We start from the raw sequence: 25975 nt of genomic DNA on the forward strand, positions 1-25975 counted from the left end.
GTCGGCGTGGGCGTTCTTGATCTGGCCGACGAGCCGGGTGAAGTCGGTGATGTTGGGGGTCACCTGCGCGCGCAGGACGACCGTGACGCCGGCGGACTGCAGGCTGTCGGACATCTGCCTGCTGAAGATCGGAGCGGTCTCGCTGTACGCGGTGTCGACGAGCGCGGCGCGGGTCCCGCCCTCGCGATGGACGAAGTCGCCCCAGGTGCTGACCGACGGGCCGTCCGCCAGGTAGTAGGACGTGGCGAACATGTTCCGGTGCTGGCCCCAGGAGGGGTCGGCGCCCACTCCGGTCACCGGGATACCGGCGGTCGCCAGATAGTCCGCCGATCCGGCGCCGTCGACGGCGCCCTCCATGACACCGAACACCTTCTGTTGCTCCACGAGCCGGTGGGCCGCCGCCCCGTTGAGGTTGGGGTCCGAGCCGTCGTCCTCGTACGAATACGTGATCTGCCTACCGTTCACGCCGCCCGTGTCGTTGGCCATTTCGAGGCGAGCGTCGACACCCGCGCGGAAGGCCGGGAACGAGGTCGCGAAGGCTCCGGTCTCCGTCAGCAACAGGCCGGCGTGGATCTGCTTGCCAGATATGCCGACGGTAGTGCAGGCTCCGGCGGAGGACGCTCCTGGATGACCACACGCGGTCAATGGAGCCAGGAGAATACCTATCGCCGCGGCCGAACTGGCGGTGCGCGCTAATCGAGGTCTTGCTGTACTGATCATCGGTTCCAGTCCTCATCAAGGCCGGAACCGGGACATGCGCTGCGAAGATCCACGGAAACAGCGTCTGGTGCCGGCTCCGGCAAGGTCAGCCGGGTGGCCTGATCGCCGTTTTGGCTCTCAAATGGTCGTAGGACCGCTGCGGCCACAACCCCGCGAGGGCGAAAACAGCGATCTGCTGGCCTCGAAACGGGGCCAGGCCTGTCAGATGTGGTACTAGCTGCCGGCGGGCTCCGGCTGCTCCCACGCGAACTGGACAGAATGGGCGAACATACCGCCGTCGACCCGGATCTCCTGGCCCTGCAGATAGCGGGCCTCGTCGCTGAACAGATAGGCGACGAGGGACCCGATCGAATCGGCGTCGCCGAACTCGGGAGTCAACACGTTCGCGCGGATGATCTTCTTGAAGTCCTCGCCCATGCTGGTGACGCGGTGATGCATGATCAGGCCGGGCAGGATCGTGTTGGCCCGGATTCCCTGCTTGCCGAACTGGGTGGCCACGGTCCGCATCAACTGGCCGACGCTGGCCTTGGTGATGCCGTAGGCCGTCTTGTTGGTGTCGGCATGCGTCGCGGCGGCGGAGGACGTCCCGACGATGGAGCCGCCCCCTGACTCGATCATGGCGGGAATCGCGTGCTTGCAGCACAGCCAGGTGCCGACGACGTTGACCTGGAAGGCCTCCTCCAGGTCGGCGCGGGACAGCTCGGTCAGCAGTCCGTCCCGGGCGACGAGGTGGGTGGCCGCCGCGTTGGCGTGCAGGCCGTCCAGGCGCCCGAAGGCGTCGAGCGCCGCGCGCACCATGCCCTCGACCTGCGCCTCGTCGCTGATGTCCACCTCGACGGCGATCGCTCGATGGCCGGCCTGGGTGAGCTCCTCGGCGAGCGCGGACGGCTTCGCCTGGGGGATGTCCGCCACGACGACCGCGGCGCCCTCGCGCGCCAGCAACCGGCAGGTGCCGGTCCCGATGCCGCCCGCGCCGCCGGTGACGATCGCGACCTTCCCTTCCAACTTCCCCATCGACCTCTCCATCGTCCGTCGCCTGTCTCGCTCCGTGTGACGAGCGACGCTAGCGCCACGGTCACAACTTGTACATGATGACTTAACTTGTGGACGCCAGTGGCGCCTGCTCGTGGGGGTCGCGCGGCCGGCCGGGTTGGCCGCCTGCGGGTCGCTGGCGAGCACGGTAAGGCGATCGCGGCCGAACGAGGCTCGCCTCGCCGGCGAGGCTCCGCCGGCTGAACTCAAGGCTGTGTCCTTAACATGTGTCGGCGTGCGTGCCAGACTGCCGGCCGGGGCGGTGGTCGCGGCTGCCCGTCGTGTCCGTCGAGAGAGACGTCGAGGAGGGCCTGGTGCCAGGGGACTTCATCAGCTACGAAACGCTCGAGGAAGGCCGCGTCGCGCGGATCATGCTCAACCGGCCCGAGGCCCGTAACGCCCAGAACCGCGGGCTGCTCGTCGAGCTGCACGAGGCGTTTCTTCGGGCCGAGGCCGACGACGAGGTCAGGGTGGTGATCCTCGGCGGCGTCGGGAAGATGTTCTCCTCCGGCCACGACATGGGTTCGCCGGTCGCCCGCCAGGAGCGTGAGCCGGGCCCGGGCCAGCACCCGACCCGGCGGATCAACGGTGGAACCCGCAAGGGCGCGGAGTCACTGATGCTCCAGGAGTGGCACTACTTCTTTGAGAACACCCGCCGCTGGCGCAACCTCCGAAAGATCACGATCGCGCAGGTGCATGGCACGGTGTACGCGGCCGGGCTCATGCTGATGTGGGCGTGTGATCTGATCGTCGCGGCCGAGGGCACCGAGTTCGCCGACGTGGTCGGCACCCGCCTGGGTATGTGCGGCGTCGAGTACTTCGCCCACCCGTGGGAGTTCGGCCCGCGCCGGGCCAAGGAGCTGCTGCTCACCGGCGACTCGCTGTCCGTCGACGAGGCACACCAGATCGGCATGGTCAGCAAGGTGTTCCCGGCCGACGAGCTCGGCGGGCGCACGCTGGCCTACGCGCGTCGCATCGCCGAGCGGCCGACCGTCACGTCGCTGCTGATCAAGGAGTCCGTCAACCAGTCCGTGGACAACATGGGCTTCTACAACGCGCTCAACGCCTGCTTCACCCTGCACGAGCTGAACCATTCCCACTGGGCCTGGGTCACGGAGGGGGAGTGGGCGGTCGGCACGCCCGAGCACGGTGTCCCGGCCTGGAAGGACGCGCCGCCCGTGCGTCCGCGGGAGAAGAACACCGCCGGCGGCGAGCCGGCGTCCTGACCGCGCCGTGCCCGTCGCGACGCGCTCAGGCCTGCGTGGCTCCCACGGGCCGGCCGGGTCGCCCGAAGATCGTTTCTTGACACCTAAAGGCGGGAAGCTTAATCTAAGCTCGCAAGCTTAGTTTAGAGCAGGGCGGCTCCCTTGATTGGCTACGGGGCGCGCGACGCACAGGAGGTCTAACGTGACCGTGCTCATCACAGGTGGTGGGCTGGTGGGCTGTCAGATAGCCCGGTTAGAGCAGGAGGCCGGCCGCGCGCCCGTGATTTTCGACTTCTCGCCTCGGACCGAGGCTCTCGGGGAATTCGTCGATCTTGATCGGTGCACTGTCGTGCGCGGTGACGTGACGAATCCGCTTGAGCTCGTGGCCACGGTGACGGGTTATGGCGTGACCCGGATCATTCACACCGCCGCGTTCGGTGGACTGACCGCCGGGAGCAATACCGCTCCGCTCGCGAGCACGCTGGTCAACACGATGGGTACCGCTTATGTCCTTGAGGTCGCGAGAGTCCTCGGGCTGGAACGGGTCGTGCTGTGCAGCTCCTCCACCCTCTACATGAGCATGGAGGGCGGCGCGGACGAGGGCGAATACGGCTTCGAGGAGGCCTATCCGCGCCCCAACAACGTGTACGCCGCGAACAAGCAGGCCGCGGAGGACCTCGGCAGGGCGTACCGGAAGACCTACGGCCTCGACGTCGTGGCCGTCCGGTTCGCGGCCGTCTTCGGGCCCTGGGGGCCGGGTGGCGGCGGCGGGGCCACGACGGCCATGGAGCGCTGGCTGCGTTCGTCGATAGCGGGCGAGCCGGCCGAGGTGAACATCTCCGGAGCCGACTGGATCTACTCGAAGGACGCCGCCCAGGGGACCTTCAAGGCCTGCTGGGCCGAGGGGCTCGAATCCGAGCTGTTCAATCTCGGCATGGGCCAGCCGTACAGCGCCCGGGAGATCGCCGACGGGATCAATGCGGTCATCCCCGGGGAGTGCGCCAAGGAGTCGGCCAAGGCCATCGACCCGCGGCGGCCCGCGATGAACATCGAGCGTGCGCGCCAGCAGCTCGGCTACGAGGTCGAGTACCCGATGGCGACCGCTGTTCGCGACTACCACGAGTGGATCACCCAGCGATAGGGCGCCGTGGCCGGACCTGACAGCGAATCCTCCCTGGAGTGTGGACATGAGCGAGACCAGTGACCTCTCCGCGAAACTGACCGCGTTAGCCGCCACCGTCGCCGATCTGACGGCCCGGGTTCGGGAGCTGGAGGACGACCGGGCGATCCGCGATCTCCTGGCTCAGTACGGCTACACCGCGGACACCTGCAAGGACGAGGAATTCGTCGAGCTGTACACCGAGGACGGCCGTATCAAGGTCGCGGCCAGCGCGAAGGCCCGCGCGGCTTTCGGGTCCGGAGAATGGGTCCTCTACGAGACCAAGGACGGGGTCCGGGACTTCATCACCCACCCGAAGGGCCACCACAGCCCCGCGCTCTACGGTAAGTCCATGCATCTGCAGGGCAACAACCTGGTGACCGATATCCAGGGCGACGAGGCGGTGGCCAGGGGCTACCAGGTCGCCATCGTCGCCGACGACCAGGGCACGCGTGTTCTGAGCGCCGGCAACAACCAGTGGCAGCTGCGCAAGGTCGACGGCCGCTGGCTCATCAGGGAACGGCGCGGCGCCTATCTGGGTGACGACCATTTCACCAGCAACCTCGACGCGCCGGCCGACGACGAAAGCTAGTCCGCGACCGGAACGCTGTTCTCCTGCCTCGACGCCGCGAGACCGCGGAACTGGAAGAAGACCCTCAAAACAGGCGGTGGCGCCGATGAACGGACGGGAGCGCCCATGAACCTCGACGACCTTATCCTGGTGAGTGTTGACGATCATGTCATCGAGCCGCCCAACCTGTTCGAGGGCCGCCTGTCCGCGAAGTACCAGGACAAAGCGCCGCGCCTGATCGAGCGCGCGGACGGGGCGATGGCCTGGGTGTACGAGGGCATCGAGATCCCCAACGTCGCGCTGAACGCGGTCGCCGGGCGTCCCCGTGAGGAGCTCGGCTTCGAGCCGGCGAGCCTCGCCCAGCTGCGGCCCGGCTGCTACGACGTGCACTCCCGGGTCAGGGACATGGACGCCAACGGCGTGCTGGGCTCGATGTCCTTCCCGTCCTTCGTCCGGTTCTGCGGGCAGCTGTTCATGAACACGCCGGACCGCGAGCAGGCCGCGGCGATGGTCCGGGCGTACAACGACTGGCACATCGACGACTGGGCCGGCTCGTATCCGGGGCGCTTCATCCCACTGGCGCTGCCGATGCTGTGGGACGGCGAGGCGACGGCGGCCGAGGTCCGCCGGGTGGCGGCGAAGGGGTGCCACGCCCTCACGTTCTCGTCGAATCCGTTCGCGCTGGGTCTGCCGAGCGTCCACACCGACTACTGGGACCCGGTCTGGAAGGCGTGCGTCGAGACCGGAACCGTGGTCTGCATGCACCTCGGCTCGTCGTCGCAGTCGCCCACGACGTCCCCGGACGCGCCGATCGAGGTGCTCTACTCGCTGTCGCCGATCAACCTGTTCGAGGCGGCCGCGGACGTGCTGTGGAGCCCGATGTTCCGGAAGTTCCCCGAGCTGCGGGTCGCACTGTCGGAGGGCGGCACCGGCTGGGTGCCGTACTTCCTGGAACGGGTCGACTACATCTACAACCACACCCGCGCCTGGACGAAGACGGACCTCGGCGGCCGGCTCCCCTCGGAGATCTTCAACGAGCACGTGATCTCGTGCTTCATCGACGACGCGGTCGGGATCGAGACCCGGGCGCACCTGAACCTCGACAACGTCATGTGGGAGTGCGACTACCCCCATTCCGACACGACCTGGCCGCACTCGCCCGAGCTGGTGGACAAGCGGCTGGCCGGCGTGCCCGACGCGGACATCAACAAGATCACCCATCTGAACGCCATCCGCCATTTCCAGTACGACCCCTTCGCGCACATCCCGCGGGAGCTCGCGACGGTCGGCGCGCTGCGCAGGCGCGCCGAGGGCTGGGACATCAGCCCGAAGCCCGCCGCGCAGCGGGCCGCCGAGTCAGCGGGCACCTGGCGGTCGCTGCTCAACCGCGGGTGACGAGAGGGAGCGAGGGAGTTCGGTATGGCGGGTGTGCTGGACGGCGTGCGCGTCGTGGAAGTGTCGATGTGGGCCATGGTTCCCGCCGCGGGCGCGGTGCTCGCCGAGTGGGGCGCCGACGTCGTCAAGATCGAGAGTCCGGACGGCGACCCGGTGCGCGCCCTGGTGACGGCGGGAATCACGCCCGACGGGCCTCGCTACACCTGGGAGATGTGGAACCGGGGAAAGCGCGCCATGGCGCTCGACCTGCGGCATCCCGACGCGCAGCGCATCATCCACCAGCTGGTCGCCGATGCGGACGTCTTCCTGACCAGCATCCTGCCGGCGCAGCGGGCCGGACTCGGCATCGACGTCGCGTCGATCCGCGCCGCCAACCCGGCGATCATCTACGCCGCCGGCACGGGACAGGGCTCGCGGGGCCCGGACGCCGACAAGGGCGGCTACGACGGGATCACCTTCTGGGCCCGCAGCGGAGCCGCGGCCGCGACGACGACGCCCGGGGCGGACCCGGTGACCCTGCCGGCGGGCGCGTTCGGTGACGCGACCAGCGGACTCGTGCTGGCCGGTGGCGTCGCGGCGGCGCTGGCGAAGAAGGCCCGGACCGGCGAGGGCTCCATCGTCGAGGGCTCGCTCCTGGCGACCGCGATGTGGGCGATGCAGATGTCGATCACCGGGGCGGCGGCGGCCGGCCTGGACGAGATGCCGCGGACGTCGCGCAACCGTCCCTTCAACGTGCTGGTCAACTCGTATCCCACCGCGGACGGCCGCTGGGTCTCCCTGTGCATGCTGCAGGCTGACCGCTTCTGGTCCGGCTTCTGCGCCGCGATCGGCCGGGACGACCTGGCCGCCGACCCGCGGTTCGCCGACGCCAAGGCCCGGGCGGCGAACGCCGAGGCCTGCGTGGCAGAGCTGGACGCGACGTTCCTGGCCGAGCCGCTGGCGGTGTGGCGCGACCGGCTGGCAACGCAGGAAGGCCAGTGGGACGTGCTGAACACCGTCTCCGAGGTGCTCCGGGACCCGCAGGTCCAGGCGAACCAGTTCGTCCACCAGGTGCGCTACGACGGCGGCCACGAGCTGGCCATCGTCGGCTCCCCGGTGCAGTTCGACGGGACCCCGCCGACGCTGCGCCCGGCCCCCGAGTTCGGGGCCGACACCGAAGCGGTTCTGGAGTCGCTCGGGTGGGACACCGACGCCATTCTCGAAGCGAAGATCAAGGGGGCGGTCGTGTGAGCGCGGAATCCCGGCCCGTTCCCGAGCCCGACGAGGTCTCGCGTTTCTACTGGGAGGGCGCGAGCGCCGGCCTGCTGCTGTTACAGCGGTGCGTGGGGTGCGCGCGGTTCCAGTTCCCGCCGGACATCGTCTGCGTGCACTGCCAGTGCGAGGACCTGGCGCCGACGGCCGTCAGCGGACGTGGCTCGCTGTATTCCTACACGGTCGTCGAACGCGGCTTTCACCAGCGCTTCGTCGACCACCTGCCTTATGTCGTCGGCCTCGTCGAGCTTGCGGAACAGGCCGGTCTGCGGATTCTCACCAACGTCGTCGGCGCGGACCTCGCGAAGCTGGCGGTCGGCATGCCGGTCGAGGTGACGTTCGAGCAGCGGGGCGACGTGGCGTTGCCGCAGTTCCGTCCCGCCGGGGAGAGCGAATGAGCGCGCTGTCCCGCGACGTCGCCATCGTCGGCGTCGGGTACTCGCCGCTGAGCCGAGACGGGACGCCTCTTCCCCGTCGGCTCGCCTATGCGGCGGTCAGCGAGGCGCTCGCGGACGCCGGCCTGCCCGGAGCGGCCGTCGACGGCATCTTCGAGTACAAGTTCGGGCCGGAGTCGCCGGGAGCGCAGGATGTCGCCCGGATGATCGGCGCGCCGAACCTCACGGCGTTCGCCGACATCATGCCGACGAATCCGTCCGGGCTGGCCGGTCCGCTCGCCGGCGTGATGGCGGTTGCGTCGGGTGTGTGCGAGACGGTGCTGGCCTTCCGTTGCCTCACCCGGGCTGCCGGTCACACCGGTGGCGTCCGCACCGGCCCGGACCGGATCGGCGGCGCCGACCAGTTCCTCACGCCGTACGGCTATCTCGGCGGCATTCTGATGAACATGGCGCTGGTCAAGCAGCGTTGGATGGCGCAGTACGGCCGAGGCGAGGAGGATTTCGGCCGCATCGCGGTCAACGCCCGCCGCTGGTCGGCGCTCAATCCCCGCGCCGTGCTGCGTGACCCGATCTCGATGGACGACTACCTCGGGTCGCGGATGATCGCCGACCCGCTGCGGCTGCTCGACTGCGACTACCCGGTCAACGGGGCCGTCGCGACCGTCATCACCACCGCGGAGCGAGCCCGTGACCTGTGCCAACGGCCGGTGCTGATCGACTCGATGGCGTACGGCACCGGCCCCGAGGTGGACTGGATCTTCGGCGCGGACTACCTCTACGGCGGGACGATTCCGTGTGCGCAGCGTCTCTGGGAACGCTCCGCGTTCGGTCCGGCCGACATCGACGTGGCGCAGATCTACGACGGCTTCACCTCCGTCACCTTGCACTGGCTGGAGGCGCTCGGCTTCTGCGGTCTCGGTGAGTCCGGCGACTGGATCGGGAACGGCGACCGGATCGGGCCCGGTGGCGAGCTGCCGATGAACACCGCGGGCGGGCAGCTGGCCGAGGGCCGGCTGCACGGCGTCAGCTTCCTGAACGAGGCGGTGCTTCAGCTGCGGGGGCAGTGCGACGCGCGGCAGGTGCCCGACGCCCGCGTCGCGCTGGTCGCCTCCGGCCTCTATCCGCAATGCGGCGCCATGGTCCTGACGGCCGGCTCGTGACGGCCGACTCGTGAGAAAAGGCCGCGCTGTCCGCTGCCGCGCTGTCCGACGCCGTGCTGCCCGAGACCGCCAGAGGAGACGTTCGTGAGCTGGGAATTCGAGACCGACGCCGAGTTTCAGGCAAAGCTCGACTGGATCGAGACCTTCGTCCGCGAGGAGGTCGAGCCGCTTGATGTGCTTCACCCGCGTGACGTCTACAAGCGGCCGATGGACCCCGACGTCGCGAAGGTCGTGCGCTCGCTGCAGCAGCGGGTCCGCGACCAGGATCTGTGGGCCTGCCACCTCGGCCCCGACCTCGGCGGTCAGGGCTACGGGCAGCTGAAGCTCGCCCTGATGAACGAGATCCTCGGCCGGTCGCACTGGGCGGCGCTCGTCTTCGGGACGCAGGCGCCCGACACCGGGAATGCCGAGGTGCTCGCGCACTATGGCACCGCGGAGCAGAAGGCCCGATACCTGCGGCCGCTGCTGGACGGCGAGATCGTCTCCTGCTATTCGATGACCGAGCCGCAGGGTGGCTCGGACCCGGGCCAGTTCACCTGCGGCGCGGTGCGGGACGGCGACGACTGGGTCATCAACGGTTGGAAGTTCTTCTCCTCGCACGCGCGGTGGGCGGAGTTCCTCGTCGTGATGGTCCGCACCGATCCCGACGCCACCGTCCACAACGCCTTCTCGATGTTCCTGGTGCCCCGAGCGACTCCGGGTGTCCGGATTGAGCGCAACATCGGGCTGTACGGCGAGACCGAGGACGAGGGCGGTCACTCGCTCGTCCACTACGACAACGTGCGGGTGCCGGCGGAGAACCTCCTCGGCGAGCCGGGCCAGGGTTTCGCGGTGGCGCAGACCCGGCTGGGTGGTGGCCGGGTGCACCACGCCATGCGCGCCGTCGGCGTGTGCCAGCGCGCGCTGGACATGATGTGCGAGCGGGTCCTCAGCCGCACGACCCGCGGCAGCCTGCTCGCCGACAAGCAGTACGTCCAGGGATACGTCGCGGACTCGTGGGCGGAGCTCGCGCAGTTCCGGCTGCTGGTCCTGCGGACCGCCTGGAAGATCGACCGTTACAACGACTACTCCCGGGTCCGGGAGGACATCGCGGCCGTCAAGATCCTGGCGCCGCGGCTGATCCAGGACATCGTCGGCCGGGCGATCCAGGTCCACGGAGCGCTGGGCATCACCACGGAGCTGGATCTCGTCAGGATGTTCCTGATCCAGTTCGTCACCGGCTTCTCGGACGGCCCCTCGGAGATCCACAAGGCCACCCTGAGCCGTCGGGTGCTCAAGCAGTACAAGCCGGCGCCTGGCCTGTGGCCGACCCAGCACATCCCGACCCGGCGGTCCGAGGCGGCCGCTCACTTCGCGGAGCGGCTCAAGGAAGTCGACGGCTGAGACCGGGCGTGGGCGAGAACGGGTCAACGTGCGTAGCCGCCTCGACCTGACCGGCCGGCCCACCCTGGTGGTCGGCGGTGGCGGAGCCGGCATCGGCTCCGCCGTCGCGGCCGCCGCGGCCAGCGCCGGCGCGCCCGTCGCCGTGATCACGCACAACGCCGACCACGCCGAGGCACTGCTCGGGCTGGTCAGGGCGACGGGGGTCACCGGCGCGGCGGTGGTGGCCGACGTTTTGGACGAGGGATCGCTGGTCGCCGCCATCGCCCGGCTCCAGGACGAGCTGGGACCGATCAGGAACCTGGTCAACGTGGTGGGCGGCGCGGCGGGCGAGTACCACCGGCCCACCGCGCAGCCGCTGGACTCCTTCGACCGGGTGCTGGAGCGGAACCTGCGTTACGTGCCGGTCTCCTGCCGGGAGGTCGGCGCGGCGCTGCTGGCCGCGGGGGAGACCGGCAGCATCGTCAACATCTCGTCCGGGGCCGCCCGCGGGGCCCCGCTGCTCGGCGCCTACGCGGCGGCGAAGGCCGGCCTGGAGGCGCTGACCCGGTCGATGGCGCTAGCCTGGGGCCCGCACGGCATCCGCGTCAACGCCGTCTCGCCCGGGACGACCCGTACCGGCGACCAGGAACGTGGCGAGGTCGCTCCCGGGATTCCGCTGCGCCGGCGCGGTGAGGCGAGTGAGGTCGCGGCCGCGGTGCTGTTCCTGCTTTCGGACCTTGCCAGCTACACGACGGGCCACATCTTCCCGGTGGACGGCGGCGCCGGGCTGGGTCATCCGGGCGGCGAGCAGATGTCTGCCTTCGCCGGCCGCGACCGCCCTGCCGGACGGTAACTGCCTCGGTTCTCGGCGCGCCCCGATCGTTTCCGGAACGCACCGAGAAGAAGCGCGAGGGCTTACCGGTACATGCCGGCGCCGCCGTCGATGAACAGTGTGCGGCCGGTGATGAACGAACCACTGGGCCCGGCGAGGAACACGACCGTCCCGCCGACGTCCGTCTCCGGGTCGCCGAGCCGGCCGAGCGGAATCTTGTCGATCACGGTCGGCGGCCAGCGGTTCGGGTCATTCGTGGCGACCGGGCACAGCACGTTGACCCGGATGTTGTCCGGTCCCCACTCGACGGAGGCGTGCTTGGTGATGCCGCGGATGGCCTCCTTGGCTCCGGCGTACACCCCTTCGCCGCGCACCCCGCCCTGGGTCCCGGACGCCGACGCGCAGTTGATGACCGCGCCGCCGCCGCGGGCCTTCAGGTGCGGGTGGCACAGCTGCATCATCCGCAGCGACGCCATCGGGCCCGACTCGAAGACCAGGCGCATCTCGGCCTCGGAGACCTCCAGCAGCGGCATCTTGTTCCAGCCCTGGGCGAGGTTGACCAGCGTGCTCACGCCGCCGAAGTCACGGACGACCTCCTCGACCGCCGAGGCGCAGGCGGCCGGGTCCATGACGTCGCAGCGCAGGGCGCGTTCCACCCCGTCCGCGCGCGACGGGTCGAGATCGAGCGCGACCACCGTCGCCCCGGCCTTCGTGAGAGCCCGGCAGACTCCGCGCCCGAGGTCGCCTGCCCCACCCGTGACGATCGCGACGTCCGTGTCCATCTCCTGCGACGCTCCTTCGTTCGACGGCGCGGCCACCGCGGTTTCGGTGCGGTAAGCCGCGGCCGGGAAATCTCAAGATTTAATGCAAATAGCTTATACTTGTTGGACGGTCGGAGGAAGTGGGGAAGCATGAACGCGATCGAGCAGCTGCTGGCCCGGGACCAGATCCGCCAGCTCGCGGAGCGCTACGCCCTCGCGGTTGACGGCAAGGACCTGGACTCCCTTGCCGAGCTCTTCGCCGACGACGTGAGCAATGGCCGCTACGGCCCGGGTCGAGCCGGAGTGCGGACCTTCTACGACAACCGCCTGCGGCTGTTCCACTGCTCGATGCACCTGGTCGGTAATCACGTGATCGATTTCGACGACGACGAGCACGCCCACGGCGTCGTGTACTGCCGGGCGCACCACCACGTCACCGAGCCCGAGCACTGGTTCGACCTGGCGCTGGCGTACTGGGACACCTACGAGCGGTCCGGCGACGGCTGGGTGTTCCGCCGGCGGCGGGTGAAGTCGTGGTACCGGCAGGAGTTCGGGCATCCGGAGCACGGCACCGAGCGGGTGCTCGCCGCCGAGGGGCAGGCCGGCCCGATGCGGGGTAGCCGGATGCCAGAGGGCTGGCCCACCTTCGACGACTACTGGGCCCGACCCCCGGCACCGCTCCCCGGCGACTGAGCGGCCCGCGCGGGGCCTGTCAGTGATCAGGATGTCGACGCGTGATGCTTGGTCCTGGATCGCGGGCCACCGCGCGGGCCTTGATCGCCGTTTCGGCCCTGCGGTGGTCGTAGGAACGCGCCCGTCACGACCACGCCAGGTCCAAAACGGCGATCAAGCCCACGCACGGCCAGGCCCCGCCCCCGACCGTCGTTACTGACCGTTGTTCATCGTCGAGACCACGGCGCGCAGCACTTCACGCTCCGATGGCGGATCGTCCGCCGGGCCGAACACCAGCACTGGCCGTTCATCGCCCAGCGCGGTCACGAACGCCAGCATGCTTGGCACAGCGGTCAGCAGCCGCACGACCTCCGCCGGGCTGTCCCCAGGCCGCGGGCGGACCAGGACGACGAGCCCCGACGCCATGACGCTTGGCCATTCCGCGTCGGCCCCCGCCTCCCACGCCTCGCCGTCCCCCGGGCGCCGCGCTTCAGGGAGACCCACCAGGACCGGGGGAGTCGGGTCGACCTCCGCGCGTGCCTCGGCTTTGCTGTCGCCGGCGATCTCCCGGGCGAGTAGCCGCGTGAGGTAGTCCGCGGGGAAGTCCAGCGCCGCGGAGATCGCGCCGAGCTGCGCGTTCGACAGCTTCCGCGGACCCTGTCCGCTCTGCGCGGCGCGGAGCGCTTCCAACGGGACCTTCGCTTTCGCCGCCAACTGAGGCTGGCCGATCTTCAACGCGTACATACGCGCGTTCACCGCGATCCCGACCCCGGACCAGTTCTCCCAACCGTCCGCCGGGTTGTTACACCCACACAGCGCCAAGGCGGTCACGCCGCCTGGCCGTTCGTCAGCGCGATGGCAGCAGCTCGCGCGAACGGGCGCAACTCCCACACCGCCACCTCGACCCGCCGGCCATTCACGTTCGCCCGCACGTCATGACAGACCAACGGGCGCGTGCGGCGCACCGGCGGACGACCCGCACATACGACCGGGGCCAACGACCCAGCCGGGGCCGCCGCTGCGAGCAGGCCGCCGAACGCGAGGGCCACCGCGGTCGACGCCGCCGATACTTCCCGAGGCCACACCGCTATCGGCCCGACCTCCGGATACGTCGCGACCAGCTCGAACGCCCACCGGACCGACAGCCGCCGAGGCACCAGCACCCCCACGGGCCCCGACGACCGGCCTTCCGGCGACGCGAACGGCCGGGCCATCACCAGCCCATCGCGCCCGAGCGGCGCCAGCGCCGGGACCTCTACTGCGCGGCCGACACCTCCACTCCATTCGATCACTGCCGTGGTCACCATGCCTCCCGTCGCAGACCCCGCGGCCCGCGTCACGAGCCGCCGTCAGGCCGGCCCCGGCCGAGGGCTCGACGCCAGCCCGACCGGAACCGACGGCCTCCACGATTGGTGCCCGGGCGAACGCCGTCAGTGACAATGGCCCGGGCGAAGCGGGCCTTGGCCCTTATCGACCTGTCCAGAGACATGCCGGGCCACTTCGGGCCACTTGCCGGCAACCCGCAGTGCGCCGCTGACAACGCCGCCGGGACAAGCGACGATCAGCGCAGCCCCCGCGCCCGTCGGAGACGCCATGACCCACAGCGCCACCCCACGCACGCACCTTGCCGCCCTTCTGGTCGAGCGCGGCTGGAGCGCGAGCCGGTTCTGCCGCGCCTACCAGAAATGCGCCATCGACCTCACCATCGGCAGCGGTTACCTCGCCGAACGCACCGCAAAACGCTGGATCGCCGGAGAAGTCACTGAACCGCGCGCCCCTGCGCCCGCCGTGCTCAAGGCGATGTTCGACGTCGACTTCGCGACGCTCTTCGGGCCGCCACTGATGCGACCGCGTGACCCAGCCCTCACGCATTCCGGGCCGCTGGTCCTAGCCCACCGGGCAGGTGACCATGGTCTCAGTACAAGCCGCGCGACCGAGGAGGCGAGTTCGACGGACCGACGTGACGCGCTTCGCCTACTGGCACTGGGCCCGGCGGCCGCGGACCTCTCCCGCCGCATCGCCCACGCAGACCCCGACCCGCTCACCCTCGACCAGTACGAAGCAGATCTGCACCGCATCGCCGAGAAGTATCGCGGCACGCCTCACGTCGAAATTGCCACGACCGTCGGAACGCGCTGGACCAGCGCCGAACGGGTTCTCGACGGCCGGGTGTCGCCCCGCGTCCGCGGGCGCATGACCTTGGTCGCGGGCAACCTCGCGTTCTACCTGGGCATGCTCGCGTTCGACATGGGCGACGACGACTCAGCCCGCGCGTTCCTCCACGTAGCGACCCAGCACGCCGACCAGGCCCGGGACCTTTTGCCGACCCGATCGGACGTCGCACTTCTCGCCGGGTCCGTCGCCGTCATGCGTTCATCACTGGCCTACTTCGCAGGAGCGCACGCCCAGGCCGCCGACATCGCCGCCGACGCCCGACCCGCCGCACACCCCTTCACCCGACCCGTTCTCGCCGGATGCGAGGCGCGAGCCGCAGCACTAGCAGGCCGCCCCGAACAAGCCCGCGCCGCACTCACCGACATGCAGGAACACATCTGGACCGGTGGCATCGTGCCGGGCCCCAACCCCGGCGACGACGCCTTCGCCCACGCATTCCTCGCCGTAGTGCTCGCGCACCTCGGAGACGGCATCCGCGCCGAACAACACGCCAGGACCGGCCTCGCCGTCGAACTCGCCACGGCACCAGGCCACTACGTCCAACTCGGCGGGAAGTACACGACGCTCTGCCTCACCTACCTCCGCCGACCCGACCCCGAGCCCGAACAGGCGGCGTTGGTCGCGACCAACGCCCTCACCGTCGTGGACGGCACGCCGACGCGGGGCGTGATCCAGCGCGCAGGCCAGTACTGGCAGGAGATGAACGTCCGCTGGCCCGACCTCCCCGCCGTCCGAGACCTGGGCGAGATCGTCGTGTCCGCCCGCAAGGCCCTACCCGCCGCCCGCACCGCCTGACCTGCCGCGACAGTATCCGAAGATCGCCACCGCAGACTTTCTTTTCGGTTTCAAGGGCGGCCTTCGGCCGCCGCGTCGTGCCACCGCACGCGCCACGCACGGGCAGGACCCGTCAGCCCGCCACGCACGGGGGACCCGCCGTGCGCTGGCGTGCCCGGCACCCCCGCGCGTCGGGCTGCAACCCGCCCGCGCGCGTCGGAGACGTCGGCCCGTCGCTGTCTGGTGTCCGCACGGGCCGCCACTCCAAAAGCTTAGGCCAGCATCCTTGTGGTTAGGGGAGAGACTATGCTACTCCGACTGAATAGCGTCCGATCTGCCCAACGGGACCCACCGAGGTTGCGAGAATTCGAATGCCCGAATCGTACGTCGGCCCAACCGTAGTTAACGCCGTCCTTGCTCCCGCGCGAGCGCTCTATCTCATCGCCGAGGACAACAAAGTCGGGCTCATTAGGGCCGTTCAGGAGGCGAGTAGCCGTTGGGGTGGGGTAACCGAGCCAATTGTTCCCGTCTCGACTTCGCCAGAGAGTGAGAGCCTTGTATCGGATTGGTATCGCCAGGTAGCCGAGGTATCGCAGGTTGACGGGGCCGTTAATATCAATCTTCCAGACGATCTGGCGGAAAGGGCGGCAGCGAGACTCGGCCTTCCACTGACGCCCCTAGCAAGCATTGACCATCGTGGGCCGACAAAATGGACCGCGCATCCGGCGTGCATACCCAGCTCGGCGTCAACTGAGGCATACATCATTTCGACTCCTGACAGGAATCTGTGGGAGATCGTCGGAGCCGGTGACCTAACTGACGATGGTCTCGCCAGCATCGGCGATCTTCCCTTCAAGGTACGGCGTCCAGTAACAGCCGATGAGGTTGCCCGTGCACAGCTGGCCAAAACTACGCTACTTGAAAGAACTCGCGCAAGCCTTGACTGGCACTTTGCGGCAAATGGCCCGTTTGCGACGCCGGCTATCGCTTGGGTCGTTGATGATACCATAATCGGCGATCATATCCATTTTTGGAACCTTCGCGCACTGCAAAGCCTCGACTTCAAAAACCCGCCGATGTTTATTATCCCTGCCACAGGGGTAGATAATTGGATCAACTTCAAGGCTCAGCTGGCTGGGCGACTCGCCAGGCCAGACGAGTTCAGTCCAGATCTTATTCTGGCGAGTAGTCACGTTGCCGAAGAGATTCTAGACAACATTGCGTTGACCCTCGGTCTAGAAAAGAGTGCGGACGAGATCCGCAGTGGACACCGATTTCCCGCAGATCCGAGGCCGAGTCCGTACACCTATCTCACTTTGAATGACGTGCACGCGCGACGTGTCGACATTCGTCAATGGTTTGTATTTGATAGGGCTTGCGGGTTGCAAAAGAAGTCGAGGTCCACCACTTTCAGGACAGGACTCCGATCCGATTCGCGCCCCCGATCAGTTTCGATGGCGCAGGTTACACATTCTTGCGACTGAGTGGCCCGATCTTCAAAGGTTTGCCCCGCCGGGAAGAGATCGGGGAAATGGTGATTCCTGCCGCGACCTGGTCGCGACGTGGGGATCTAGAAATTCGTACAGGGCTCTATTCGGAGTACCGATTTGAAATAACGATTCCAAGCATGGAGGCCGTTACGCGCAGGCTACTGTCTGCGGTAACAGCTGGGTTTGAGCTGTCCGCTCCAGGGCGCATCGCATTGTCACTGCAAGAGGATACGCGCTTGGGCGCAATCCTACTAACACCAGGGGCGTACGAGACCATCAAGTTCCTCACTACCCCGCGTTCAAAGGAGTTGGTGCGGGAGCTGAGAAGCCTACGGCAAGAAGGCGCGAGCGACTCCAAGCTCGAGGAGATCGCGAAAAGATGGGGCGGGCGAGTCGAGCGTCGATATCGCCGACCAGAACACATAGATCAGGTAAAAAGTGAATCGGCTTCGCGTATCCTCGAACAGCTGGCAAGCCTTGGGTGGGCCGAGAGAGGATTCGAAATCGACTGCGGGCACTGCAACGTCCGGAATTTTATTCCCGCCTCGGCTATAGCGGGCCGGGGTCCAGCCGTTTGTCCTGGATGCCGGACAGAACAGCTCTACAGCACTAGATCTGGAGGTCCTGACGTATTCTACCGTCTTGACACTTTTATCGATCGTGCTAGCGACCAAGGCGTCCTTCCTCATCTACTCACTATTGCGGCACTGCAAAGGAGGAACGCATCTACCTGGTTCCTTCCTGGCGCGCTACTAGACTTCGCGGAGGACAAGAAGCCTGAAATAGACATTTTTGGCGTCTACGGTGAGCGGATAATTGCAGGGAGAAGTTAAGTCCTCTGCCGGTGAATTTGACCTGTCTCAGATAAATCGAGATATCAGTCTTTCAAAGCGACTTCGCGCAGACATTTATCTCCTTTCGTGTGCAGCTAATATCCCGCAGGCGACGAAGGACGACGCGAAAGCGCTCTGTGCCGAACAGTCGATTGAACTCATGATCCTAGACCGCGGTGACCTCTATCAATAGCGCGTCGGGAGTGGCAGAAACCGCCGGGCTCTGCCCGTTGGCCTCGACGGCCCGCCGTCACGTGTCGCGGACGAGGCCGAATGTGCCGCCGTCCGCGTAGGACGGCAGGTGCGCGAGCACCCCGCCGTCGGCTACCACGTCGGCGCCGGTCAGGAACGAGGCCGCGGGCGACGCCAGGAAGGCGACCAGGTTGGCCGCGTCCGCGGGTAGCCCGACCCGGGGGACGAGCTGGTGGCGCAGCTTGTTCTGCCGGGCCTGCTCCGACATAGACGGGTACGGGATGGTGCCCAGCGTGACCGCGTTGCACCGCACCCCCGCCCGGCCGTACTGGGTCGCGAGGACGCGGGTGAGGCCGAGCAGCGCCGCCTTCGCGACCGGGTAGGCGCTCAGGTCGGGATCACCGGCGTGGGCGTGGATCGAGGCGACGTTGATGATCGAGCCGCCGCCGCGCGCCACGAGATGCGGGAGGCAGCGCCGGGCACAGAGCAGCGCCCCGCGCACGATGACGTCCTGCAGGGCGTCCCAGGTCGCGAGCGGCACGTCGAGGACCGGGGCGTCGGTGGCGATCAGCCGTGACGGCGCTGCGTTGTTGACGAGCACGTCGAGGCCGCCGAAGCGGTCGACGACCTGGTCGACCGCCTGGCCGACGGACTCCTCGGAGGCGACGTCGACCCGGACGGCGAGGCTGTCGAACCCCGCCGCGGCGAGTCTGCCGGCCTGCTCCCGCGCCCGTTCGACGTCAAGGTCGGCGACCGCGACCTTGGCCCCCTGCTCGGCCAGGGTCGTGGTCATGGCCGAGCCGAGGTGCCCGGCTCCGCCCGTCACGACCGCGACGAGCCCGGCCAGTGGCTGGGACGTCACGTCAGATCACGACGAGCGGCTTGTGCACGTCTCCCCGCGGGAACAGGTCGCCGTCCGGTGGCGTGAGCAGAAGGTCGAGGGAAGGGCTGAAGCGGTCGGCGAGCACCCGTAGCCGGTCGTGGTCGAAGCCCCAGCGCGCGATCGCGTTGCCGCCCAGCAGCAGCCTCGCCTCGTCGGCGGGAACGCCCGCCGCGCCGAGCGTGGCGCGCAGGTACTCCGTCGTGCCGCCGGCCGCGAAGGTGCCCTCGTGGTGGGGGTAGTCCATCCCCAGGCACATCGCGTCGAGCCCGATCTGGTGGCGCGCCTCGACCTCGGCCCGGGAGAAGATCGACGAACCGAGCCAGCACTGGCGCCGGAAGTACTCCGACGGCTTGAGGCGGACGACGTCGCGTACGGCCCGGCGCTGGTAGCTGCCCTGGTAGGAGTAGTCCATCGAGGCCAGGGCCGTGATGACCCAGGCTGAGCCCTGCTCGGTGAAGGCCACCCGCAGTCCCGGGTGCCGCTCCAGGATCCCGCTCCAGACCAGGTGGGTGAGCACCTCGTGGCAGCGGAAGACCATCTCCTTCGAGCACAGCGGCAGGGCGACGACGGGGTCGGGGATGCCCTGGTAGGCCGTGCGCGGCAGCGAGGACGAGATCGCCACGTGCGAGTTCAGCGGCATCTCGAGCTCCTCCAGGAGGCTCCAGATCGGCTCGTGGCGTTCGTGGAAGATCGGCTGGTCCGCGCTGAACGTGGGGAGCAGGATCCCCCTCAGCCCTGACTCCCTGGCCCAGCGGATCTCGGCCAGCGCGGCCTCGACGTCGTCGAAGGACACGACCGCCATGCCGAGGAAGCGGTCCGGGGCGACGGAGCAGAAGTCGACCAGCCAGCGGTTGTGCGCCCGGTTGCCCGCGTCGATCTCCTCTCTCGTCCGGGCCGGCCACCGTGGTCGCTGCCGGCTCGCGCCCTGGCGCATGGTCTGGGACGGCGGGCCGAAGGCCTCGAACGGCATCCCGAAGTCCGGGAACAGCACCTCGGCGACGATGCCCTCGCGCTCCATCTCGGCCAGCCGGCGGACCGGGTCGGAGCAGCCCTCCAGCCGCCCCGGCTCGAAGACGTCGCGCACCCACTGCTCGACGACGTCGGGGTCGAGGCGGCCCCGCAGGTGCGCGGGGTCCATCGGGGGCACTCCGTTGTCGTCGTAGAAGTCGCAGAAGGCGTCGAAGCGCTCGTGCAGCGCGGCGGTCAGGTAGGGCCGGTACTGGCGCATCTTCGGCATGGCGTGGCCGTCGGACGAGACGACCAACGCACGCTCACTCGTGGTCACCATGAGTCACCCGCTTGATCGGAGACCAGTAATTAAGCCACTGTAATCAAGTTGTCTAGAGAGTGTCGAGCCTCGCTCCTCGATCACGGGCCGCTGCTGGGACTGGCGAACAGGTCTGCCCGGCGCAGAAAACTTGCGGACGTTGACTTAATTTGCAAGTATTGCCCGCATCGTCGCGTCGTCCCGACGCGCGTCGGTAGGAGGGCCCGGGACAGTGCCGTTGATCCTTGAAGGAATCCGTGTTCTCGAAGTCGCGGAGTACGGCATGGTGCCGTCCGCGGGCGCCGTGCTCGGTGAGTGGGGCGCGGACGTCATCAAGATCGAGCACGCGCACCGGGGCGACCCGATCCGGGGCCTGTCGACCGCTGGCGTGGCGCCCGGTACCAACGGCTTCACCCCGATGCACGAACCCGTCAACCGCAACAAGCGGTCCGTCGGCGTCGACATCGGCGTGCCCGAGGGCCGGGAGATCATCCTGGACCTCGCGCGGCAGGCGGACGTGTTCCTGACGAGCTTCCTCCCCTCGGCCCGCAGGAAGCTGGGCCTCGAGGTCGAGGACCTCCGGGCCGTGAACCCGAAGATCATTTATGGTCGGGGCAGCGCCCACGGCCAGCTCGGCGACGAGGCGGAGGCGGGTGGCTTCGACGGCCTGACCTACTGGCTGCGGTGCGGCATCGCGATGGGCACCATCCCGACCGGCTGCACGGACCTGACGATGCAGCCCGGGCCCGGCTTCGGCGACGTCCAGACCGGCATGACGCTCGCGGGTGGCATCGCCGGGGCGCTCTTTCACCGGGAGCGGACGGGGGAGGCCCTGGAGGTCGACACCTCGCTGCTGGCCCAGGGGTGCTGGGCGATGATGGGCTCCGTCGTGGCGGTCAACCTGGCCGGCCTCGACGAGATGCCGCGCGACCACCGGGACCGCAAGAACGCGCCGAACCCGCTGATGAACACGTACCGGACGAGCGACAACCGCTGGTTCATCCTCGGGATGCTGCAGCCTGACCGCTACTGGGCCGATCTCTGCACGGCCATCGGCCACGACGAGCTGATCGCGGACCCGCGGTTCGCCGACATCACGGTCCGCACCCAGCACAAGGATCTCTGCATCGAGACCCTGGACAAGATCTTCGGCTCGGCGCCGCTCGCCCATTGGGAGGAGCGGCTCGCGACCCAGGGTGGCCCCTGGTCCTCGGCACAGCGGGTCGGCGACCTGGGGCGGGACAAGCAGGCCTGGGCCAACGGCTACTTCCAGACCGTCGACTACGGCGACGGACGGTCGATCACGCTCGGATCCGCGCCGGTGCAGTTCAACAAGGAGGCGGGAGTCCTCAGCCGCGCGCCCGAGCATGGCGAGAGCACCGAGGAGGTGCTGCTGGAGCTCGGGCACAGCTGGGAGGACATCAGCCGCTTCCGGGAGGTCGGCGCCATCTGACCGAGGCGCCCGGCCGGCAACGCGAAGAGGTGGCATCCCGTCCGCGGGATGCCACCTCTTCTGCGTCAGCCGGTCGGTGCGAGGCGCCGCTATGCCGTCGGGTCGACGCTGTAGAGCAGCGCCGTGCCGATCGTGTGCGCCGGGTCGCCGTACGTCGAGAGTCCGGTCTCGGTCCGCGCGAGCTGGCGCTCGGCGGCCCGTCGCGCCAGCTGGAGGTAGCACTCAAGGACCTGGGGCACGCCGTGCAGCCGGCCCCAGCCCGAGTTGCCGCCGCCGGAATTGAGCGGGAACGGGCCGTCGGCGGCGATGCGGCCGTCCTGGACGAAGCTCCAGGCCTCGCCCTGCGGGCAGAAACCGAGCACCTCCAGCCAGTACCAGGTCTCCATCGCGAACCCGTCGTACAGCTGGACGACGTCGACGTCCCGCGGGCTCCAGCCGCTGTTCGCCCACAGCCGCCTGGCGAGGTCGAAGCCGGGCTCGTAGTAGTCGTCGAGCGCGCCGAGCGTTCCGGGGACCATCCAGGCACTTGGCCGCTGGCCTCGGATTCTCGCCCAGGACGTGATGTAGACCGGCTTGTGGGGGAGATCCCTGGCCCGTTCCTCGGTCGTCACGATGAAGGAGGCGCCGCCGTCGACCGGGATGTCGTTGTCGAACAGGCAGAGCGGTTCGCTGATCATCCGGCTGGACATGTACTCGTCGAAGGTCAGCTCACGGCCGAACCAGTAGGCCTCGGGGATCCGGAGCGCGTTCTTGCGGTTCTGGAGCACCTGGGTGGCCATGTGCTCCCGGCGCGCGCCGTAGCGTCGCTGATATTCGAGGTAGGACATCGCCATTCCCGAGATCCAGCCGACGAAGCCGTAGGGAGCGGTCCACTGCTGGCGCCCGGCGGCCGCCGTTCCGGCGAAGTTGTGGTACCGGCCCGCGGGATTGTGCACGGTGCGGTTCACCAGGACGGTGCTCGCGGCCCCGGCGGCGACCGCGTGCACGGCGCGGGCGAGGGCCGGCGGGAACGAGCCGTCATCGCGGGACCAGACCGGCTCCAGGCCCATGGTCTCGGTCAGGAAGTCGCTGTTGACGAAGTCGTAGCCGGGCCGCAGCACGCGGGCACCCCCGTCGGCCGGCAGGCTGGTGCCGCAGGAGATGCCGTCGATGTCGCCCCTGGTCAGGCCCGCGTCGGCGATGGCGGCGTCCGACATGCTGACCGCCATGCTGCCGATCGGGACGTCCGAGTGCCGGACGCTCCTGCTCACTCCGGCGCCGACGATCGCGACCGCGTGGCGCCCCGCACTGTCAGCTGCCATCTCTGCGTCTCCTCGCATCATGCGTCCGCGACGACCGCGCGCCGGATCCGTCGCCGGTGTGGGTGAGCGGGACGTCGAGCCTCTACCGAACTTCTCTCGACGGGCGGCCGCCCGCGCCGTGGCCATCGTCTCGACGAACGGATCGGGCGGCGCTGGTCGGTCTCGGTGCCGCCCTGCCGGCGGAACGGTTGTGCGCCCTGGGTACGGGAGCAGGTGACGGCCGGCGGCCGCCGCGTGGCGCGCACCACAGTTCCGTCACCCTAGCATGTAGTTAAGGTCTGTCGATTACACAATGGCGGAGATCGTCGCGTACGTCCCGCCGGGCGAACCGCGGGCTTACGACCCTGGCGTTCCCGACTCACCGGCGCAGTCGAGGGGTCGGACCCGGTGGTGGGGCACGGTGGCCGGGGCTCGCTGCCGGGTCGTGCGCGGGTGGCGTGGTGCGCGGTGCGCGCCGTTTGTTCACCTTGACGCCTCCGCGAGGCAGCTCCTAGAATAAGCTCGCCGACTTAGACATGGCCCCTCCGGTTGGCCACGTTGTGGGCGACACCCACGAACCTCCACACCACAATCATGATGGGGAGATCAATGACCACGACCTCTACGGTGGCGCCCTCGGCCCAAGGCGTGCCTGAGCAGACTGGTCTTTTCGACGCCGACGGCCATGTGATGGAGGACGTGCCGGCCATCGTCTCCAAGCTCCCCGACAAATGGCGGGCCCCCCGTGAGCGGCTGCTGAAGAACGACCTTTCGCGCCTGCACGGCATGTCCATCTTCCCGCCGCTGGGCTACCTCTCCACGATCCCGACTCCCGGTCGGTCCGCCCTCGGCAGAGGGCCCAAGGAGACGGGGATCGACCCGGCCTCCTGGGAGTTCTTCCTGGGCGAGGTGGGGATCGAGCGCACGGTGCTCTACCCGACACTGGGCCTGACGGTGGGCCGGCTGCGTGACGCGGAGTACGCCGTGGCGATCACGAAGGCGTACAACGACTGGATGGCGGAGACGTACATCCAGCACCCGTCCGGCAAGTTCCAGGCCGCCGCCCTCCTGCCGCTCCAGAAGCCCGACGAGGCCGTCAAGGAACTGCGGCGAGTGGTCGAGGAGCTGGGCTTCCGCGCCGCCGTGCTGCCCGCTCACGGCCTGCACAACCACCTCGGCAGTGAGATGTTCTTCCCGGTCTACGAGGCGGCGCAGGACCTCGACGTCGGCCTTTCCGTGCACGGCGGCATTCACGACGGCTTCGGCTTCGACGACTTCAACGTCTTCGCCGCCGTCCACGCGCTGGGCTTCCCGTTCGGTCTGCTGATCTCGCTCGGCGGCATGCTGTTCAACAATGTCTTCGAGCGTTTCCCGAGGCTGCGCGTGGCCTTCCTCGAAGGTGGCGCGGCGTGGATCCTCATGGCCGCCGAGCGTTTCTCCGAGTCGTTCGGGGCCACCCCGTCGCTGAACAGCGAGGCGCTGCACCTGCCCGAGGGCACCTCGGTGCGTGACTACCTCAGCGAGCTCATGAAGTCCGACCGCATCGTGATCGGCTGCGAGGGCGGCGAGCACCACCTCGTGACCGCGATGGAGTACTTCGGCACCGCGCCGTTCATGTACTCCTCGGACTTCCCGCACGAGGTCAACGTGAAGTCCTGCCTGCACGAGCTCGAGGAACTCGACGAGCTTCCCGTCGACGCCGCGTCCCGCGCACTGCTGAGAGGCGGTACGGCTCGCAAGTTCTACAAGCTGTGAACCTCGGATGGCATTGGGAGTAGCGCCATGTCTGTGACGACGTCCGAACAGCCCGCCACCCAGAGCCCGACGACGCCCCTGATCGTCGTGTCGGCCGACACGCACATCGGCCCTCGGCTCGAACAGGAGCTGCGCCCGTACTGCCCGGCGCCGCTGCTCGACGAGTTCGACGAGTTCGCCGGCGCGCTGGCCCGCAAGCGGGAGGCGTCGAACAACCAGCTCGGGTTCGGCGGCATGACGCGTGGCGCGGACTGGAAGGTGAGCCGCCGCAACCTGGAGACCGAGGGCCACTTCAACATCGAGGCGCGGCTGCGGGACCTCGACAACGACGGCGTCGCGGGCCAGGTCATCTTCCATGACAGCCAGAACGGCCAGCCGCTCCCGTTCGACCGCTCGTCGGTGTTCAACCGGGACGACATCGACTTCGACCGGCTGAAGGTCGGCCAGCACATCTACAACCAGTGGCTGGCCGACCAGGTCTCCGTGCAGCCCGAACGTCACGTCGGGCTGGCCTACGTCCCGATGTGGGACATCGACGCCGCCGTCAGGGAACTGCGGTGGGCGTCGTCGGTCGGCCTGCGCGGGGTCAACTTCCCGTATCCGCGCCCGTGGATGAAGTCGTACAACTTCCCCGACTGGGAACCGTTCTTCAGCGCGTGTGAGGAACTCGGCATGTCGCTGTGCCACCACGGCGGCGGCGCACCGACGGCCACGGGCGGCCCGGGCATGATGTCGATCGTCAAGCTCGAGGTCTCGAACATGAGCCGGATCTCGCCGCTGTCCCACCTCGTCTTCGGCGGCGTGTTCGAGCGTCACCCGAACCTGCGCCTCGTCCTGACCGAGTCGGTCGGGCCGTGGTGGCCGGCGGTGATGAAGGAGCTCGACAGCGTCTACATCCACGACGTCGCCGAGTACCCGGACATGAAGGACCGAGTCAAGCGGCTGCCGAGCGAGTACGCCGCGCGGCAGGTCTTCGTCGGCGCCAGCTTCCTGGCCCGTTTCGAGGTCGAGGACGCGATGGCGAACGGCTACCTCGGCAACATCATCTGGGGGTCGGACTACCCGCACTTCGAGGGGACGTTCCAGCACGGGATCGTCTCGCCGGAGGGCGACACCGCGACGCGTTCCGCCATGCGGTTCACCTTCGCAGGCCTCCCGGAACACGAGGTGGCCCAGTGCCTCGGGGAGAACGCCGTCCGGGCCTACGGCCTCGACGGCGCGGCGCTGCGGAAGGTCGCCGCGCGGATCAACGCCCCGACCTACGCGAAGCTCAGCGTGCCGCTGTCGACGCTGCCGGACGAGCACGACCGGGGGCATCACGCCTACCGGACCTACGGGTTCTGGGCCTGAGGTGATGG

The 25975-nt window shown here is 68.7% G+C and carries 23 protein-coding genes; 15 read left to right on the top strand and 8 right to left on the bottom strand.

Going from position 1 to position 25975, the window contains the following annotated elements:
- The coding region (locus tag I6A60_RS27875) for an ABC transporter substrate-binding protein (RefSeq protein WP_203055738.1) at positions 1-720 on the bottom strand (720 nt) is incomplete at its 3' end.
- 213 nt (positions 721-933) lie between these two features.
- Positions 934-1734, bottom strand: a complete 801-nt coding sequence (locus I6A60_RS27880; RefSeq protein WP_203015348.1) for an SDR family NAD(P)-dependent oxidoreductase — start codon at positions 1732-1734, stop codon at positions 934-936.
- A 332-nt stretch (positions 1735-2066) separates the two neighbouring features.
- On the opposite strand from I6A60_RS27880, the gene I6A60_RS27885 reads away from it, so the two are divergent.
- The 9 genes from I6A60_RS27885 to I6A60_RS27925 all read left to right on the top strand — a co-directional run bounded on the left by I6A60_RS27885 (position 2067) and on the right by I6A60_RS27925 (position 11103).
- Positions 2067-2978, top strand: coding sequence for an enoyl-CoA hydratase (locus tag I6A60_RS27885; protein ID WP_203015379.1), 912 nt, complete (start codon positions 2067-2069; stop codon positions 2976-2978).
- A 187-nt stretch (positions 2979-3165) separates the two neighbouring features.
- A complete protein-coding gene (locus tag I6A60_RS27890; protein ID WP_307873902.1) occupies positions 3166-4098 on the top strand; it encodes an NAD(P)-dependent oxidoreductase in 933 nt (310 codons plus the stop codon).
- Positions 4099-4144: 46 nt separating this feature from the next.
- Entirely contained in the window at positions 4145-4708 is a 564-nt protein-coding gene (locus I6A60_RS27895) for a nuclear transport factor 2 family protein (RefSeq protein WP_203015352.1), read from the top strand.
- 105 nt (positions 4709-4813) lie between these two features.
- A complete protein-coding gene (locus tag I6A60_RS27900; protein WP_203015353.1) occupies positions 4814-6082 on the top strand; it encodes an amidohydrolase family protein in 1269 nt (422 codons plus the stop codon).
- Positions 6083-6106: 24 nt separating this feature from the next.
- A complete protein-coding gene (locus I6A60_RS27905) occupies positions 6107-7312 on the top strand; it encodes a CaiB/BaiF CoA-transferase family protein (RefSeq protein WP_203015355.1) in 1206 nt (401 codons plus the stop codon).
- Entirely contained in the window at positions 7309-7731 is a 423-nt protein-coding gene (locus tag I6A60_RS43720; protein ID WP_203015357.1) for a Zn-ribbon domain-containing OB-fold protein, read from the top strand. Before I6A60_RS27905 ends, I6A60_RS43720 begins: the two co-directional genes overlap by 4 nt.
- Positions 7728-8888 (top strand): thiolase family protein, encoded by a 1161-nt coding sequence (locus I6A60_RS27915; RefSeq protein ID WP_203015358.1) that lies wholly within the window; start codon positions 7728-7730, stop codon positions 8886-8888. Before I6A60_RS43720 ends, I6A60_RS27915 begins: the two co-directional genes overlap by 4 nt.
- An 84-nt stretch (positions 8889-8972) precedes the next feature.
- Positions 8973-10271: an acyl-CoA dehydrogenase family protein gene (locus I6A60_RS27920; protein ID WP_203015359.1), complete on the top strand. Its 1299-nt coding sequence runs from the start codon at positions 8973-8975 to the stop codon at positions 10269-10271.
- A gap of 28 nt (positions 10272-10299) precedes the next feature.
- Positions 10300-11103 carry an SDR family oxidoreductase gene (locus I6A60_RS27925; protein WP_203015360.1) on the top strand — a complete coding sequence of 268 codons (804 nt, stop codon included), beginning with the start codon at positions 10300-10302 and terminating at the stop codon, positions 11101-11103.
- Positions 11104-11165: 62 nt separating this feature from the next.
- Here the strand turns inward: I6A60_RS27925 and I6A60_RS27930 are convergent, their stop codons facing one another.
- Positions 11166-11864, bottom strand: coding sequence for an SDR family NAD(P)-dependent oxidoreductase (locus I6A60_RS27930; protein ID WP_203015361.1), 699 nt, complete (start codon positions 11862-11864; stop codon positions 11166-11168).
- A gap of 129 nt (positions 11865-11993) precedes the next feature.
- Between I6A60_RS27930 and I6A60_RS27935 the strand changes: the two genes are divergently transcribed.
- Positions 11994-12536 (top strand): nuclear transport factor 2 family protein, encoded by a 543-nt coding sequence (locus tag I6A60_RS27935; RefSeq protein WP_203015362.1) that lies wholly within the window; start codon positions 11994-11996, stop codon positions 12534-12536.
- 192 nt (positions 12537-12728) lie between these two features.
- Here the strand turns inward: I6A60_RS27935 and I6A60_RS27940 are convergent, their stop codons facing one another.
- Complete coding sequence (locus I6A60_RS27940; RefSeq protein ID WP_203015363.1) at positions 12729-13346, bottom strand: hypothetical protein; 618 nt, start codon at positions 13344-13346, stop codon at positions 12729-12731.
- Positions 13343-13819 (bottom strand): hypothetical protein, encoded by a 477-nt coding sequence (locus tag I6A60_RS27945; RefSeq protein WP_203015365.1) that lies wholly within the window; start codon positions 13817-13819, stop codon positions 13343-13345. The genes I6A60_RS27940 and I6A60_RS27945 overlap by 4 nt, the downstream gene beginning before the upstream one ends.
- A gap of 289 nt (positions 13820-14108) precedes the next feature.
- Here I6A60_RS27945 and I6A60_RS27950 point away from each other — a divergent pair, with 289 nt between their 5' ends.
- Both I6A60_RS27950 and I6A60_RS27955 read left to right on the top strand, forming a co-directional pair.
- Positions 14109-15485: an XRE family transcriptional regulator gene (locus I6A60_RS27950; protein WP_203042340.1), complete on the top strand. Its 1377-nt coding sequence runs from the start codon at positions 14109-14111 to the stop codon at positions 15483-15485.
- A 350-nt stretch (positions 15486-15835) separates the two neighbouring features.
- The gene (locus I6A60_RS27955) at positions 15836-16948 is read left to right on the top strand and encodes a hypothetical protein (RefSeq protein ID WP_203015371.1); all 1113 of its coding nucleotides are present in this window, start codon (positions 15836-15838) and stop codon (positions 16946-16948) included.
- A 1089-nt stretch (positions 16949-18037) separates the two neighbouring features.
- On the opposite strand, the gene I6A60_RS27960 is transcribed toward I6A60_RS27955, so the two are convergent.
- A complete protein-coding gene (locus tag I6A60_RS27960) occupies positions 18038-18841 on the bottom strand; it encodes an SDR family NAD(P)-dependent oxidoreductase (RefSeq protein WP_203015372.1) in 804 nt (267 codons plus the stop codon).
- 1 nt (position 18842) lies between these two features.
- Positions 18843-20150: an amidohydrolase family protein gene (locus I6A60_RS27965; RefSeq protein ID WP_203015373.1), complete on the bottom strand. Its 1308-nt coding sequence runs from the start codon at positions 20148-20150 to the stop codon at positions 18843-18845.
- A gap of 211 nt (positions 20151-20361) precedes the next feature.
- Between I6A60_RS27965 and I6A60_RS27970 the strand changes: the two genes are divergently transcribed.
- The gene (locus I6A60_RS27970) at positions 20362-21582 is read left to right on the top strand and encodes a CoA transferase (protein WP_307873901.1); all 1221 of its coding nucleotides are present in this window, start codon (positions 20362-20364) and stop codon (positions 21580-21582) included.
- An 89-nt stretch (positions 21583-21671) separates the two neighbouring features.
- Here I6A60_RS27970 and I6A60_RS27975 read toward each other — a convergent pair whose 3' ends face one another.
- Positions 21672-22883: a thiolase family protein gene (locus tag I6A60_RS27975; protein WP_203024237.1), complete on the bottom strand. Its 1212-nt coding sequence runs from the start codon at positions 22881-22883 to the stop codon at positions 21672-21674.
- A 588-nt stretch (positions 22884-23471) separates the two neighbouring features.
- Between I6A60_RS27975 and I6A60_RS27980 the strand changes: the two genes are divergently transcribed.
- Positions 23472-24617, top strand: coding sequence for an amidohydrolase family protein (locus I6A60_RS27980; RefSeq protein WP_203024239.1), 1146 nt, complete (start codon positions 23472-23474; stop codon positions 24615-24617).
- A gap of 27 nt (positions 24618-24644) precedes the next feature.
- Positions 24645-25967, top strand: a complete 1323-nt coding sequence (locus tag I6A60_RS27985) for an amidohydrolase family protein (RefSeq protein ID WP_203024241.1) — start codon at positions 24645-24647, stop codon at positions 25965-25967.
- Positions 25968-25975: the final 8 nt, after the last annotated feature.

Source organism: Frankia sp. AgB1.9 (genome assembly GCF_016786355.1).
Taxonomy (GTDB): Bacteria; Actinomycetota; Actinomycetes; order Frankiales; family Frankiaceae; genus Pseudofrankia.

What these genes read in the sequence shown, in the direction of transcription:
- I6A60_RS27880 (WP_203015348.1), bottom strand. Translation starts at nt 1,734, where the DNA reads ATGGGGAAGTTGGAAGGGAAGGTCGCGATCGTCACCGGCGGCGCGGGC.
- I6A60_RS27895 (WP_203015352.1), top strand. Translation starts at nt 4,145, where the DNA reads ATGAGCGAGACCAGTGACCTCTCCGCGAAACTGACCGCGTTAGCCGCC.
- I6A60_RS27900 (WP_203015353.1), top strand. Translation starts at nt 4,814, where the DNA reads ATGAACCTCGACGACCTTATCCTGGTGAGTGTTGACGATCATGTCATC.
- I6A60_RS27905 (WP_203015355.1), top strand. Translation starts at nt 6,107, where the DNA reads ATGGCGGGTGTGCTGGACGGCGTGCGCGTCGTGGAAGTGTCGATGTGG.
- I6A60_RS27915 (WP_203015358.1), top strand. Translation starts at nt 7,728, where the DNA reads ATGAGCGCGCTGTCCCGCGACGTCGCCATCGTCGGCGTCGGGTACTCG.
- I6A60_RS27930 (WP_203015361.1), bottom strand. Translation starts at nt 11,864, where the DNA reads ATGGACACGGACGTCGCGATCGTCACGGGTGGGGCAGGCGACCTCGGG.
- I6A60_RS27935 (WP_203015362.1), top strand. Translation starts at nt 11,994, where the DNA reads ATGAACGCGATCGAGCAGCTGCTGGCCCGGGACCAGATCCGCCAGCTC.
- I6A60_RS27950 (WP_203042340.1), top strand. Translation starts at nt 14,109, where the DNA reads ATGACCCACAGCGCCACCCCACGCACGCACCTTGCCGCCCTTCTGGTC.
- I6A60_RS27955 (WP_203015371.1), top strand. Translation starts at nt 15,836, where the DNA reads ATGCCCGAATCGTACGTCGGCCCAACCGTAGTTAACGCCGTCCTTGCT.
- I6A60_RS27965 (WP_203015373.1), bottom strand. Translation starts at nt 20,150, where the DNA reads ATGGTGACCACGAGTGAGCGTGCGTTGGTCGTCTCGTCCGACGGCCAC.
- I6A60_RS27975 (WP_203024237.1), bottom strand. Translation starts at nt 22,883, where the DNA reads ATGGCAGCTGACAGTGCGGGGCGCCACGCGGTCGCGATCGTCGGCGCC.
- I6A60_RS27980 (WP_203024239.1), top strand. Translation starts at nt 23,472, where the DNA reads ATGACCACGACCTCTACGGTGGCGCCCTCGGCCCAAGGCGTGCCTGAG.
- I6A60_RS27985 (WP_203024241.1), top strand. Translation starts at nt 24,645, where the DNA reads ATGTCTGTGACGACGTCCGAACAGCCCGCCACCCAGAGCCCGACGACG.